Here is a 14,374-nt window from a genome sequence, read left to right on the forward strand (position 1 = left end):
AGGTTCTGCCCTGGCTTTTGTACTTTTCCAAGGAAACCCTTATGCCGGACGCCCAGTCCCTCAACGCTGCATTCATGGTGGTCCAGAGCAATAGCCTGGACGAACTGCGCAGCCTTGTGATCAGCATAATGCGACGTTATCCACTGGCTCCCCTGGAAAACGAAATAGCGCTGGTACAGAGCAATGGTATCGCCCAATGGCTCAAACTGGCCTTGGCTGAAGACCCTGAGGAAGATGATCTCGGCGGTTGCGGTATCGCGGCGGCGATTGATGTGCAACTGCCGGGTAGTTTCATGTGGCAGCTGTACCGCATGGTACTGGGCCGAGATGAAATTCCTCCCAAATCCCTGCTCGATAAAGCCCCGCTGACCTGGCGCCTCATGCGCCTGCTCCCGCAGGTTATTGATCGCCCGCATTTCGAGCCGTTGCAACGTTTCCTTACCCATGACACCGACCTGCGCAAGCGCTATCAATTGTCCGAACGTTTGGCGGATCTGTTCGACCAGTATCAGGTTTACCGGGCCGACTGGCTGGAGGACTGGGCCGAAGGTCGGCATCAGTTGCGTAGTGTCAGGGGAGAAGTAAAACCACTGCCTCCGACCAGTTGCTGGCAGGCAGAGTTGTGGCGTGCGCTGCTGGATGACGTTGGCGAACAGGGTATGGCACAGAGTCGTGCCGGCGTTCACCAACGGTTCATCGAACGCATCAACAATCTTGCCGAAGCTCCCGGGGGACTGCCTTCGCGGGTAATCGTTTTCGGGATTTCTTCGCTGCCAGCCCAGGTGCTTGAAGCACTGGCTGGCCTTGCGCGTTTCAGTCAGGTCCTGCTGTGTGTTCACAACCCGTGCCGACACCACTGGGCCGATATTGTCGCCGACAAGGATCTGCTGCGGCATCAATACAAGCGGCAATCGCGCAAGACTGGAATGCCCACAGTGCTAGACCCTGATGCACTGCATCAACACGCCCATCCGCTATTGGCGGCATGGGGTAAACAAGGCCGGGACTACATCAACCTGCTCGACAGCTATGACGATCCCAATAGCTATCGGGCGGCTTTTCGCGATGGTCGCATAGACCTGTTCAGCGACACTCAGCCACATAACCTGCTCAATCAATTACAGGACGACATCCTGGAGTTGCGCCCACTCAATGAAACCCGCGAACACTGGCCTGCTGTTGATCTGGTACATGACGAGTCGATCCGTTTTCACATTGCCCACAGCGCTCAGCGTGAAGTCGAAATACTGCACGACCAACTCCTGTCGCGCTTCAGCGCCAACCCGGATCTGCGTCCTCGCGATGTGATCGTGATGGTGCCTGACATTGATAGCTACGCACCGCATATCCGCGCGGTGTTTGGTCAGCTCGATCGCCACGATGCGCGGTTCATCCCCTTCACATTGGCGGATCAGGGGCAGCGTGGTCGGGATCCATTGCTGATCGCGGTCGAACACCTGCTCAAGCTGCCCGACAGTCGTTTTCCGGTCAGTGAAATCCTCGACCTGCTCGACGTGCCTGCACTTCGCGCGCGCTTTGGTGTTGAGGAGCGCGACTTGCCAACACTGCACCAATGGATAGAAGGCGCGGGCGTGCGTTGGGGCATGAGTGCCGAGCAACGCGCGGGCCTGGGTTTACCCGACGAGCTCGAACAAAACAGCTGGCATTTCGGTCTGCGCCGCATGCTTCTGGGCTACGCCGTAGGCAGCGCCAATGCGTGTGAAGGGATTGAACCTTATGATGAAATTGGTGGACTCGACGCTGCACTGATCGGGCCGTTGGTGGCCCTGCTCGATGCCTTGGAACTTGCCCATCAGCAGTTGACCCAACCCGCTCAGCCCAAGGAGTGGGGATATCGATTGCAAGCGCTGATGCAACTGTTCTTCAAAGCCAGCAACGAGCATGACGACTACTTGTTGACCCAGTTGGAGGAGCTTCGCGAAACCTGGCTGGAAACGTGTGAGGCTGTAGGTCTGACGGATGAGCTACCACTGACCGTGGTTCGTGAAGCCTGGCTCGCGGGGCTGGACCAAGGGCGTTTGTCTCAGCGCTTTCTGGCCGGTGCCGTGAACTTTTGTACGCTGATGCCCATGCGCGCCATTCCATTCAAACTGGTCTGCCTGCTGGGGATGAACGACGGCGATTACCCCCGCGCACAGCCGCCGCTGGACTTTGATCTCATGGGCAGCGATTACCGTCCTGGAGATCGCTCGCGGCGAGAAGACGACCGTTACCTTTTGCTCGAGGCGCTGTTGTCTGCACGTAACCAGCTCTATATCAGTTGGGTCGGCCGCAGCATCCGCGATAACAGTGAGCGACCGGCCTCCGTGTTGATCGGCCAGTTGCGCGATCACCTCGCCAGCGGTTGGCGATTGCTCGATGAAAACCGCGATCTGCTTAGTGCCATGACGCAAGAGCACCCGCTGCAGCCGTTCAGTGCGCGCTATTTTCATGAAGGCGATCAACTCTTCAGCTATGCCAGCGAATGGCAGGTTCTGCATCAACAGCACGAATCTCAAAACGAAACACAGTTACTCAGCCCTTATGTGCAAGAGGAACCGTTGAGCCTCGCGTTGTTGCAGGACTTTTTGCGCAACCCGGTTCGGCATTTTTTCAGCCAACGCCTCAAAGTGTATTTCGAGGCCGCCGAAGCACCGCTGGCCGACGAGGAACCCTTCGTACTGGACGCATTGCAGCGCTACACACTCAGCGACAGTCTGCTCGAAGCCGCACTCAGGCAGCCGGACAATGTCGATCAGGCGCTGACTGCCCAGGCCCGACGCCTGCAGAACAGCGGTCTGCTACCAATGGCCGGGTTCGGCGAGTGCCTGCAGCGAGAGCTGATCGAACCTCTGCCGGATCTACTGCAGCGTTATCAGCAACTGCTGACATTGTGGCCGACCCCGTTGAGCAGTGCCACGCCGGTCAACCTTGAATTGCAGGGCTTGCGACTCGAAGGCTGGCTCGCCGGTTTGCATCAGCGCGCCGACAGTGGCCTGTTGTCGGTCACGACCATTCCCAACAGCATTGGCTCGATCAAAAGCCGAAAATGGCATCGCCTGACCAAACCGTGGGTCAATCATCTGGTGGCCTGCGCCAGCGGGCTTTCCTTGAGCACTGCATTGGTAGCCAGCGACGATACGTTGTTGCTTGAACCCATGGCGCCAGAACGAGCGGTACGTTTCCTCGGCGATTTGCTCCTCGCCTGGCAGGCCGGGATGCGACAGCCACTGCCGATCGCTGTAAAAACTGCCTTCGCGTGGCTCTCTCAGAGCGACCCGCTGAAGGCCGAAGCGGCAGCGCGTAAAGCCTATGAAGGTGACGGGCAGACCAGCGAAGGTGAGCGCCGCGAGAGCCCGGCGTTGTCCCGGCAATACGCCGACTTCGATGCATTGCTGGAGGACGAAACATTTTCCGGTTGGTGCGACGCGTTGTATCGCCCGCTGTTTGAAGCGCCTTGGCGTTCGCTGTCCACCGAAGGGGCTCGCGCATGAGTACCAAGACACCCCTTGCCCTGGCCTTTCCGTTACAGGGCAGCCAGTTGATCGAAGCCAGTGCCGGTACCGGTAAAACCTTCACGATTTCTGCGCTCTACCTGCGGCTTATCCTGGGGCACGGTGACGAGTCGAGCGGGTTCGGTCGCGAATTGTTGCCGCCGCAGATTCTCGTGGTGACCTTCACCGATGCCGCGACCAAGGAACTGCGTGAGCGCATACGCACGCGCCTGGCTGAGGCCGCTCGATTCTTTCGCGACGAAACGCCAGCGCCCGATGCGCTGATCGCCGAATTACGTGATCAGTTCGACGCTCAACAGTGGCCCGGTTGTGCCAACCGCCTCGATGTCGCTGCGCAATGGATGGACGAGGCCGCCGTTTCGACCATCCACAGTTGGTGTCAGCGCATGCTGCGTGAGCACGCGTTCGACAGCGGCAGCTTGTTCACTCAATCCCTGGAAACCGATCACAGCGACTTGCTCGGCGAAGTGTTGCGCGATTACTGGCGGCTGTTCTGTTACCCGATGCAGGGCGACGCCTTGAATTGGGTGCGTAGCAACTGGGGCGGGCCGGCGGCCTTGTTGCCTCGCGTGCGCGGCCTGTTCGCCAGTGAACGCGACAGTGACGAGGGAAAGGCTCCCGCAGAGCTGATCGATGAATGCCTGCAAGAACGCCGTGCAGCGCTGTTCGAACTGAAAATGCCATGGCGTCAGTGGGCAGACGAATTGCTCGCCATCTGCCATCAAGGTGTTGCGAGCAAATCCGTCGACGGACGCAAAATGCAGGCGCGTTACTTCGAGCCCTGGTTTGAAAAGCTCAAGGCATGGGCCGAAGACGAGTCCCTGGAGCAACTGGATATCGGCACCGGTTTCACCCGACTGACCCCCGACGGCATGGCCGAGGCGTGGAAAGGTCAGGCCCCGAGCCACCCGGGCCTGGACGCCATGCCAAAACTCAAGTCGAGCCTCGATGCATTGCCGAGCCCCGACGCCGCTGTGCTGCAACATGCCGCCAAATGGGTAGGCGCACGCTTTGAAGAAGAGAAGCGGCGTCGCGCCGAGATGGGCTTCGATGACATGCTGTTACGCCTGGATGCGGCTTTGCAGTCCGACGGGGGCGAGCGTCTTGCGACGTTGATTCGCGAACAGTTCCCGGTCGCGCTGATCGACGAGTTCCAGGACACCGACCCGGTGCAGTACCGAATCTTTGAAAGCATCTATCGCATTGAGGAGAACAGTCCTGACACCGGGCTGTTTCTGATCGGTGATCCGAAGCAGGCGATCTACGCTTTTCGCGGTGCGGACATCTACACCTACCTGCGCGCACGTCAGGCCACTACTGGCCGGCTGCATACCCTGGGCACCAACTTTCGCTCCAGCCACGGCATGGTCAACGCGGTCAATCATGTATTCGCACGCGCCGAGTCCCGAGAGCAGGGACGCGGTGCGTTTTTGTTCCGCGAGAAAAGCGGCGACAACCCGGTGCCGTTCCTTCCCGTGCAATCTCAAGGCCGCAAGGAGCGCCTGCAGGTTGCCGGGCAAGATGTCGCGGCGTTGAATGTCTGGCACTTGTCCAGCGACCAGCCACTGTCCGGCGTGGTCTATCGCCAGCAATTGGCAGCCGCGTGCGCCAGCGAAATTACCGCGCTGCTCAATGGCGGGCAAAGCGCTGACGCGGGGTTCGTGCAGGATGGCAAAGACTTCAGAGGTCTGAAGCCGTCCGACATTGCGATTCTCGTGCGCGACGGCAAAGAAGCCCAGGCCGTACGCAGTGAACTCGCCGCCTGCGGCGTGCGCAGTGTTTATCTGTCGGACAAGGATTCGGTGTTCGCGGCGCAAGAGGCTCACGACCTGTTGTCCTGGCTCAAGGCCTGTGCCGAACCGGATGTCGAACGTTCCCTGAAAGCCGCACTGGCCTGTATCACCCTGAACCTGCCATTGGCAGAGCTGGAACGTCTGAACCAGGACGAGCTGGTATGGGAAACCCGGGTCATGCAGTTCCGTGGCTATCGCGAGTTATGGCGCAAGCAAGGCGTGCTGCCGATGTTGCGCCGCCTGCTGCATGACTTCCACTTGCCACAAACCCTGATGCAACGCAGTGATGGCGAGCGCGTACTGACCAACCTTTTGCATCTGTCGGAATTGATGCAGCAAGCGGCTGCGGAGCTGGACGGTGAACAAGCGCTGATTCGTCATCTGGCTGAGCTGCTGGCTGTGTCCGGTCAGGCTGGCGAAGAGCAGATTCTGCGTCTGGAAAGTGACGAGCAACTGGTCAAAGTCGTGACCATCCACAAGTCCAAAGGCCTGGAATATCCCTTGGTGTTCCTGCCGTTCATCTGTTCGGCGAAACCCGTGGATGGCAGTCGCTTGCCGTTGCATTACCACGACGGCGCGGGGAAGGCTCAGATAAGTCTCAAGCCAACCGCCGAACTGATTGCGCAAGCGGACGACGAACGCCTGGCTGAAGACCTGCGCCTGCTCTACGTTGCCCTGACGCGGGCGCAGCACGCCTGCTGGTTGGGTGTGACGGATCTCAAACGCGGCAATAACAACAGCTCGGTGCTGCACCTTTCGGCGCTGGGTTATCTGCTCGGTGGCGGCGCATCGCTGGGCGAGTCCAGTGAACTGAAACGCTGGCTGCAAGACCTGCAACAAGACTGCCCGGCCATTCACATCGATGAAATGCCACAACCCACCGACGAGCATTACCAGCCGCCACGCAATGACGCCGTGCTGAGTGCGACGCTAGTGCCCAAGCGCAAGGCCAGCGAAAACTGGTGGATCGCCTCCTACAGTGCATTGCGCATCAGCGACGTGTTGAGTGTCGGCAGCGATGAAGCACCGGACAGTCCACAAGCGCAAAAACTATTCGATGATGAGCGCCTCGATCCCGATGCTCCGCGGGAAATAATTGCCGGTGGCGCCGATATCCATCGCTTTCCTCGTGGCCCCAATCCAGGAACGTTTCTTCACGGTTTGCTGGAATGGGCCGGTGATGACGGCTTTGCCGTTACCCGCGAGGCGCTGGAAGATGCGATTGCCCGTCGCTGTAACTTGCGGGGCTGGGAAGGCTGGATCATCACCCTGAGTGACTGGCTGCAACATCTGCTCAAATCACCTTTGCCGGTTGCAGGCGGGCAACCGCCCGTTGTTCTTGAACAGTTGAAGCAGTATCGAGTCGAGATGGAGTTCTGGTTCGCCAGCCATAAAGTCGATGTACTCAAACTCGACGAACTGGTGCGTCAGCACACTCACAGGGGCGTGGCCCGTGTGGCGGCAGAACCGGTGCAACTCAACGGCATGTTCAAAGGCTTTATCGACCTGACCTTTGAACACGATGGCCGATATTACGTGGCCGACTACAAGTCCAACTGGCTTGGCGTGGATGATCTGGCCTATACCGAGCAGGCCATGGAACAGTCGATCCTCGACAACCGTTATGACCTGCAATACGTGTTGTACCTGCTGGCGTTGCACCGCCAGCTCAAGGCCCGGCTGCCAGATTACGACTACGACCGGCATGTCGGCGGGGCGTTGTATCTGTTTCTGCGCGGCACCCGTGCTGACAGTCGCGGTGTCTATTTTGTACGTCCGCCGCGTGAGCTTATCGAGCGCCTCGACCGGATGTTCCAAGGCAAACCCGAACCCAAGACCGAACCCGCCTGGGAACAGGGAGTCCTGCTATGAGCCGCACCTTTGCCGATCTGCTCCCTACACCGCTGGCTGCTGACAGTCTGTCGAAGTTATCGCCCCTTACCAGCGCCGATGACCTGTTGATCTTGTTGACCCGGTGGGTCGAGCGCGGCTGGCTGCGTGCGCTGGACAAAGCATTCGTCGCGTTCCTTCACGAACTTGATCGCGATACGGATCCGCTGGTGTTACTCGCTGCTGCCCTGACCAGTCATCAACTTGGCCACGGTCATGTCTGTCTCGATCTTTATGAAACCCTGAAGGCGCCCGACTTCGCGCTGTCGCTACCCCCCGAAGGAGACGTGCAAGGTGGTGTCTTGTTGCTGCCTTCGCAATTGCTCGAGGCGCTCAATGGTGCTCACTGGTGCAAGGTGCTGGCGGGCAGCTCTCTGGTCGCATTGTCGGCGGATACCAGCGATTCAGCACAACAACGTCCGTTGGTAATCTCGGGAAAACGCCTGTATCTACGACGCTACTGGACGTACGAACGGCGCATCGATACGGCGTTGCGCCAGCGTCTGCAGCAAGTCGAGCCAACGCCGGTCGATCTGCCGCAGCGCTTGAACGAGCTGTTCGGATCAGCCAGACCCGGAGAGGTGATCGACTGGCAGAAACTCGCCTGCGCCCTCGCCACTCGTGGCGCTTTCAGCATTGTCACCGGCGGACCGGGCACCGGCAAAACCACCACCGTGGTGCGTTTGCTGGCCTTGCTTCAAGCGCCCGCAGTCGCCGCAGACCAACCGCTGAGGATTCGTCTGGCGGCACCGACAGGCAAGGCTGCGGCGCGGTTGACCGAGTCCATCAGCCAGCAAGTGCAGTCGCTGGAAGTCAGCGAAGCGGTGCGGGCGAAAATCCCTTGCGACGTCACCACCGTGCATCGCTTGCTGGGCAGCCGTCCCGGCACCCGCCACTTCCGTCACCATGTCGGCAATCGCCTGCCACTGGATGTGCTGGTGGTCGACGAAGCTTCGATGATCGACCTGGAAATGATGGCCAATCTGCTCGATGCCTTGCCAGCCCATGCGCGACTGGTATTGCTCGGCGACAAGGATCAATTGGCCTCTGTGGAGGCCGGCGCGGTGCTGGGAGATTTGTGCCGAGACGCCGAGAGTGGCTGGTACAACCCGCAGACCCGACAGTGGCTGGAGTCGGTCAGCGGTGAGTCGCTGCCGGACAGTGGCTTGCATGAAGACGTCGATGGCACCCACCCACTGGCCCAGCAAGTGGTGATGTTGCGCCACTCCCGGCGCTTCGGCGAGGGCAGTGGGATTGGTCAGCTCGCGCGTCGGGTCAACCAACAGTTGCCGGATGAAGCGCGGCAGTTGCTCACTGCCGGGCACTATGACGATGTGTATTCGCTGCCGCTCAAGGGCGAACACGATCACAAGCTCGAGCGCCTGTTGCTGGAGGGGCATGGCGACGGCCCACAAGGCTATCGCCATTATCTGAGCGTGCTGCGTGATCAGCGTCCACCCTCGGGCCGGCCACTCGAACATCCGGACTGGGTCATTTGGGCCCGCGAAGTCTTGCAGGCGTTCGACACCTTTCAGTTGCTGTGCGCCGTGCGCAAAGGGCCGTGGGGCGTCGAAGGTCTGAATCAACGGATCACCGCCGCGCTGCTCAAAGCACGTCTGATTGAAAACGATCAGCAATGGTACGAAGGCCGGCCCGTGCTGATGACCCGCAATGACTACGGTCTGGGCTTGATGAACGGCGACATCGGCATCGCCCTCAAACTGCCCGAGCGCGAAGGACCCGACGCCGGCAAACCGGTGTTGCGCGTGGCGTTCCCGCGCAACGACGGTCAGGGCGGCGTGCGCTTCGTATTGCCGAGCCGCCTCAATGACGTCGAAACCGTCTATGCGATGACGGTGCACAAGTCCCAAGGCTCGGAATTTGCCCACACGGCGCTGATTCTGCCCGACGCCTTGAATCCGGTGCTGACCAAAGAACTGATCTACACCGGCATCACCCGCGCCAAGCATTGGTTCACCCTGATCGAATCCCGCCCGGGAGTGTTCGAGGAGGCAGTGCAGCGCAAGGTCAAACGCCTGAGCGGGTTGATGCTGGAACTGGAGGAGGGGGGGCGCGCCTCTGGGGTGAAGAACCAGAAGCTTGGCGGCGATTACTGACCAACCGGTCAGAGGTCGCTGTCTCGCTGGCGTTTCACTGCTGTGCTATCGTTGCGGCATCATTCCGCTACGATCCAAGAGAATCCCTGCATGAAGGTGTCTGTCTGGGCGACAGGGCGCGTAGTTGTCTGCAAGCACGCGTTGCTTGTTGCGCTGCTCTGGTTGTTGACGGGTGCAGCTGTCGCGCAACCACAAGCGCCGACAGGCATGGCCGAACAACGGGCCAAATCTGTCACGCAGGTAGTTCTTGGCATTCTCAGCTACGCGCGCTGGCCGGTTGAGCCGGCGCAATTGCGCCTGTGCATCGTCGGCCCCACCGAATACACCGACGATCTGGTCAAAGGCACCACGCAAGCCACCGGCCGCCCGGTCACCGTACGTCGCCTGCTGGCCGACAACCCGGCCATCGTCAGCGAATGTGATGCGGTGTACATCGGCAAACTCACGCCCGATGAACGCACTCGCTTGTTCGCTTCGCTGATCGGTCACCCGGTGCTGAGCATCAGCGAAGGTGGTGATCAATGCACGGTCGGCAGCCTGTTCTGTCTGCGCGTTGGCGATGAGCAAGTGTCCTTCGAGGTCAATCTCGACTCCGTTGCCCGCAGCGGCGTGCGCATTCACCCCAGCGTGCTGCAATTGTCGCGTCGCAAACCGGCGGCGCCATGAACCTGTTCAGATCGAATAGCCGCCCAACGTTGGGCTCGGTCATTGGCCGAGGGCATTTGACGGTCGCGCTGGTGGGCGTGGCGATGGCCAGCGTTTCGCTGACGCTGCTCGGCGTACTGGCTTTACGGGTGTACGCCGATCACAACCTGCACTTGATCGCCCGTTCGATCAGCTACACCGTGGAAGCCGCGGTGGTGTTCAACGACAAGACCGCCGCCAATGAATCGCTGGCGCTGATTGCTTCCTCCGAAGAGGTCGCTGACGCCCAGGTGCTGGACAGTCAGGGACAGCTGCTCGCGCATTGGCAACGCCCGGAGAACGGTTTGTTCTCTGAGCTGGAAATGCAGATCACCCGCGCCATCCTGGAAAAGCCTGTCAGCCTGCCGATCGAGCATCAGGACCGTGAAATCGGTCGTGTACTGCTCACCGGCCATGGTGGCAGCCTGATGCGCTTTCTGCTCAGCGGTCTGGCGGGGATCATCCTCTGTACCGCGATCAGCGCCTGGGTTGCGCTTCATCTGGCGCGCCGCCAGTTACGCGCGATCACCGGTCCTCTGCGCAGTCTGGCCAATGTGGCCCACGCGGCCCGCAGCGAACGCGCGCTGGATCGCCGCGTGCCTCCGGCGCAGATCGCCGAGCTCGACAATCTCGGCAATGACTTCAACGCCTTGCTCGATGAGCTGGAGTCCTGGCAAACCCATCTGCAGAACGAAAACGAAACCCTCGCTCACCAAGCCAGTCACGACAGCCTTACCGGTCTGCCGAATCGTGCCTTTTTCGAAGGACGCCTGATCCGCGCGTTGCGCAGTGCCAGCAAACACGATGAGCGTGTTGCCGTGTTGTTTCTCGACAGTGACCGCTTCAAAGGCATCAACGACAACTTCGGCCACGCGGCGGGTGATGCGGTGCTGGTGGCGGTGGCCAATCGCGTTCGTGCGCAGTTGCGCGAAGAGGATCTGGTGGCGCGGCTGGGCGGTGACGAGTTCGCCGTGCTGCTCACGCCGCTGCACAAGGTCGAAGATGCCGAGCGCATTGCCGACAAGATCCTCGCCAGCATGGACATGCCCATCGCGCTGCCGGGCGACACCAGTGTGGTGACCTCGCTCAGTATCGGCATTGCGGTTTTTCCCGATCATGGTGTCACGCCGGGGGCCTTGCTCGATGCAGCCGATGCGGCGATGTATCAAGCCAAGCGTCTGTCGCGCGGCGCCCAATTCACGGCCGGGGCGGAGCACCCGGTCGATTCCGTTCAAACCAGGAGCTGATTCTCGTGTTCACACTGTCCATTCGATCTTTTTACGTGGTGCTGTTGATGGCCGTACTGGCTCTGACCGGTTGCCAGACCGCACCGCAAAAAGGCCTGACCCCGGCGCAAGTCGCCGTTCTCAAACAACAGGGTTTTGAGCTGACCGACGAGGGCTGGGAGTTTGGCTTGTCCGGCAAAGTGCTGTTTGGCAGCGACGTCGAAAGCCTGAACCCGCAAAGCACCGAGATCGTCGAACGCATCGGCAAGGCATTGCTGGGTGTCGGCATCGAGCGCGTGCGGGTCGATGGCCACACCGACGCATCGGGCAAAGAGACGTACAACCAGCAACTATCGCTGCGTCGTGCGAAAAGTGTCGCCAACGTGCTGGGCACGGTCGGCATGAAGCAAGAGAACATCCAGTTGCAAGGCCTGGGCAGCAAAGAGCCGGTGGCGTCCAACGATACGGCGGCCGGTCGCACGGAGAACCGCCGTGTGTCGATTGTGGTCAGCGCCGACTAATCGGCGAACTGCATCTCGCGGGTCTGTCCCATCAGCAATGCCTGATTACGCTCGGTCACCTCACGGATGTAATCCCACAACAAAGTGATCCGCTTCAACTTCCTCAGATCCTCCCGGCAGTACATCCAGAACTGCCGGGTAATATCGATGTCCTCCGGCAATACCGGCAGCAGGCGCGGATCCTGCGCGGCGAGGAAGCACGGCAGTATCGCCAGTGAGCGCCCCTGCTGCGCCGCGACGAACTGCGCGATCACGCTGGTGCTGCGCAAGTTGGCGCTGGCGCCGGGCAACACGTTCGCCAGGTACAGCAGCTCCGAGCTGAACGCCAGATCATCCACATAACTGATGAATTGATGCTTGCTCAAGTCTGCCGGGCGGCGGATCGGTGGGTGTTTGTCGAGATATTCCTGAGTCGCGTAGAGCTGCAAACGGTAGTCGCAGAGTTTGCAGCACACGTAAGGCCCATGCTCCGGCCGTTCCAGCGCGATAACGATGTCGGCCTCGCGCTTGGACAGGCTGATGAAGTGCGGCAGCGGCAGGATGTCCACCGAGATTGCCGGGTAGGCGTCGACGAAATGGCTTAGCTGCGGGGTGATGAAAAAGCTGCCGAAACCTTCGGTGCAGCCCATACGCACATGTCCAGAGAGTGCCACACCGGAGCCGGAGACTTGCTCGCAGGCCATGTGCAATGTGCTTTCAATCGACTCGGCATAACCGAGCAAACGCTGGCCTTCGCTGGTCAGGACGAAGCCGCTGGTGCGCGACTTCTCGAACAGCAAAGTGCCCAATGCCGCTTCCAGCGAACTGATCCGTCGCGAAACGGTTGTGTAGTCGACAGCCAGCCGTTTGGCCGCGGTGCTGGCCTTGCGGGTGCGGGCGACTTCGAGGAAAAACTTGAGGTCGTCCCAGTTCAGCGAACCTAGAGAGGTGATGTTTTTTTGCATGATGGACGGGCTTATATGTGCGTTCTTATTAGAAGTTTGCACATCTATACTCCAAAAACAGTCCGACAACCAATTCGTGACACACGCCTCATCTCAAGGCGAACCTTTCGCCTTGGCTCCTACGATAAAAACAAGTTTCGGAGACCAGCATGAACGCATCGCTTACGCCCAACGACACCACGCTGCACAAGGTCAAACTGCTGATCGACGGCGAGTGGGTCGAGTCGCAGTCCACCGAATGGCACGACATCGTCAACCCGGCGACCCAGCAAGTGCTGGCGAAAGTGCCGTTCGCTACCGCCGCTGAAGTCGATGCTGCCGTCAGCGCTGCTCAGCGTGCCTTCCAGACCTGGAAACTGACCCCGATCGGCGCGCGCATGCGCATCATGCTCAAGCTGCAAGCGCTGATCCGCGAACACTCCAAGCGCATCGCCGTGGTGCTCAGTGCCGAGCAGGGCAAAACCATTGCAGACGCCGAGGGCGATATTTTCCGTGGCCTGGAAGTGGTCGAGCACGCGTGCTCTATCGGCACGCTGCAAATGGGCGAGTTCGCCGAGAACGTCGCCGGCGGCGTTGATACTTACACCCTGCGTCAGCCAATCGGTGTGTGCGCCGGCATCACCCCGTTCAACTTCCCGGCGATGATTCCACTGTGGATGTTCCCGATGGCCATCGCCTGCGGCAACACCTTCGTCTTGAAACCTTCGGAGCAGGATCCGCTGTCGACCATGTTGCTGGTGGAACTGGCAATCGAGGCCGGCGTTCCGGCCGGTGTGTTGAACGTGGTTCACGGCGGTAAAGACGTGGTTGATGGCTTGTGCACGCACAAGGACATCAAAGCGGTGTCCTTCGTCGGCTCGACTGCGGTCGGCACCCACGTTTACGACTTGGCGGGAAAACACGGCAAGCGTGTGCAATCAATGATGGGCGCGAAGAACCACGCCGTGGTGCTGGCTGATGCCAACCGCGAGCAAGCGCTGAATGCCTTGGTCGGCGCCGGTTTCGGTGCGGCCGGGCAACGTTGCATGGCCACCTCCGTGGTAGTGCTGGTCGGTGCGGCGAAACAATGGCTGCCGGACCTGAAAGCGCTGGCGCAGAAACTCACCGTCAACGCCGGCAATGAGCCTGGCACCGATGTTGGTCCGGTGATCTCGAAGAAAGCCAAGGCGCGAATTCTCGATCTGATCGAAAGCGGCATCAAGGAAGGCGCCAAGCTTGAGCTGGACGGCCGCGACATCAAGGTGCCGGGTTACGAGCAAGGCAACTTTGTCGGCCCGACCCTGTTCTCGGGCGTGACCACCGACATGCAGATCTACACTCAGGAAATCTTCGGCCCGGTACTGGTGGTGCTGGAAGTCGACACCCTTGATCAGGCGATTGCGCTGGTCAACGCCAACCCGTTCGGCAACGGCACCGGCCTGTTCACCCAGAGCGGTGCGGCGGCGCGTAAATTCCAGACGGAAATCGACGTCGGCCAGGTCGGCATCAATATCCCGATTCCAGTGCCGGTGCCATTCTTCAGCTTCACCGGTTCGCGCGGTTCGAAACTCGGCGACCTCGGCCCGTACGGCAAGCAAGTGGTGCAGTTCTACACGCAGACCAAAACGGTCACCGCGCGCTGGTTCGATGACGACAGCGTCAACGACGGCGTGAACACCACCATCAACCTGCGCTGAGGAATCGA

General features: G+C 60.2%; 8 protein-coding genes. 7 read left to right on the forward strand and 1 reads right to left on the reverse strand.

Translation table 11 applies throughout. From position 1 onward, the window contains the following. Positions 1-41 precede the first annotated feature (41 nt). The 6 genes from recC to VY732_RS03525 all read left to right on the forward strand — a co-directional run bounded on the left by recC (position 42) and on the right by VY732_RS03525 (position 11,746). Positions 42-3,494 (forward strand): exodeoxyribonuclease V subunit gamma, encoded by a 3,453-nt coding sequence (recC, locus tag VY732_RS03500; protein ID WP_331694270.1) that lies wholly within the window; start codon positions 42-44, stop codon positions 3,492-3,494. Further along, the gene (gene recB, locus VY732_RS03505; protein WP_331694272.1) at positions 3,491-7,180 is read left to right on the forward strand and encodes an exodeoxyribonuclease V subunit beta; all 3,690 of its coding nucleotides are present in this window, start codon (positions 3,491-3,493) and stop codon (positions 7,178-7,180) included. Before recC ends, recB begins: the two co-directional genes overlap by 4 nt. Beyond that, positions 7,177-9,315, forward strand: a complete 2,139-nt coding sequence (gene recD / locus VY732_RS03510; RefSeq protein ID WP_331694274.1) for an exodeoxyribonuclease V subunit alpha — start codon at positions 7,177-7,179, stop codon at positions 9,313-9,315. Before recB ends, recD begins: the two co-directional genes overlap by 4 nt. A 90-nt stretch (positions 9,316-9,405) precedes the next feature. Beyond that, complete coding sequence (locus VY732_RS03515) at positions 9,406-9,981, forward strand: YfiR family protein (RefSeq protein WP_331694276.1); 576 nt, start codon at positions 9,406-9,408, stop codon at positions 9,979-9,981. Next, positions 9,978-11,246, forward strand: coding sequence for a diguanylate cyclase domain-containing protein (locus VY732_RS03520; protein ID WP_331694277.1), 1,269 nt, complete (start codon positions 9,978-9,980; stop codon positions 11,244-11,246). Before VY732_RS03515 ends, VY732_RS03520 begins: the two co-directional genes overlap by 4 nt. Before the next feature lie 47 nt (positions 11,247-11,293). Further along, positions 11,294-11,746, forward strand: a complete 453-nt coding sequence (locus VY732_RS03525) for an OmpA family protein (RefSeq protein WP_371043470.1) — start codon at positions 11,294-11,296, stop codon at positions 11,744-11,746. On the opposite strand, the gene VY732_RS03530 is transcribed toward VY732_RS03525, so the two are convergent. Beyond that, complete coding sequence (locus VY732_RS03530) at positions 11,743-12,690, reverse strand: LysR family transcriptional regulator (protein WP_331695837.1); 948 nt, start codon at positions 12,688-12,690, stop codon at positions 11,743-11,745. The genes VY732_RS03525 and VY732_RS03530 overlap by 4 nt on opposite strands. A 149-nt stretch (positions 12,691-12,839) precedes the next feature. Here VY732_RS03530 and VY732_RS03535 point away from each other — a divergent pair, with 149 nt between their 5' ends. Then, positions 12,840-14,366, forward strand: a complete 1,527-nt coding sequence (locus VY732_RS03535; RefSeq protein WP_116029391.1) for a CoA-acylating methylmalonate-semialdehyde dehydrogenase — start codon at positions 12,840-12,842, stop codon at positions 14,364-14,366. Positions 14,367-14,374: the final 8 nt, after the last annotated feature.

Origin of the sequence: Pseudomonas sp. ZY71 (genome assembly GCF_036542145.1) — a bacterium.
GTDB classification, from domain to species: domain Bacteria; phylum Pseudomonadota; class Gammaproteobacteria; order Pseudomonadales; family Pseudomonadaceae; genus Aquipseudomonas; species Aquipseudomonas koreensis_A.

Bases quoted from the DNA above. Each gene is read 5' to 3' on its own strand.
- VY732_RS03515 (WP_331694276.1), top strand. From the start codon at position 9,406: ATGAAGGTGTCTGTCTGGGCGACAGGGCGCGTAGTTGTCTGCAAGCAC.
- recD (WP_331694274.1), top strand. From the start codon at position 7,177: ATGAGCCGCACCTTTGCCGATCTGCTCCCTACACCGCTGGCTGCTGAC.
- recB (WP_331694272.1), top strand. From the start codon at position 3,491: ATGAGTACCAAGACACCCCTTGCCCTGGCCTTTCCGTTACAGGGCAGC.
- VY732_RS03530 (WP_331695837.1), bottom strand. From the start codon at position 12,690: ATGCAAAAAAACATCACCTCTCTAGGTTCGCTGAACTGGGACGACCTC.
- recC (WP_331694270.1), top strand. From the start codon at position 42: ATGCCGGACGCCCAGTCCCTCAACGCTGCATTCATGGTGGTCCAGAGC.
- VY732_RS03535 (WP_116029391.1), top strand. From the start codon at position 12,840: ATGAACGCATCGCTTACGCCCAACGACACCACGCTGCACAAGGTCAAA.
- VY732_RS03525 (WP_371043470.1), top strand. From the start codon at position 11,294: ATGGCCGTACTGGCTCTGACCGGTTGCCAGACCGCACCGCAAAAAGGC.
- VY732_RS03520 (WP_331694277.1), top strand. From the start codon at position 9,978: ATGAACCTGTTCAGATCGAATAGCCGCCCAACGTTGGGCTCGGTCATT.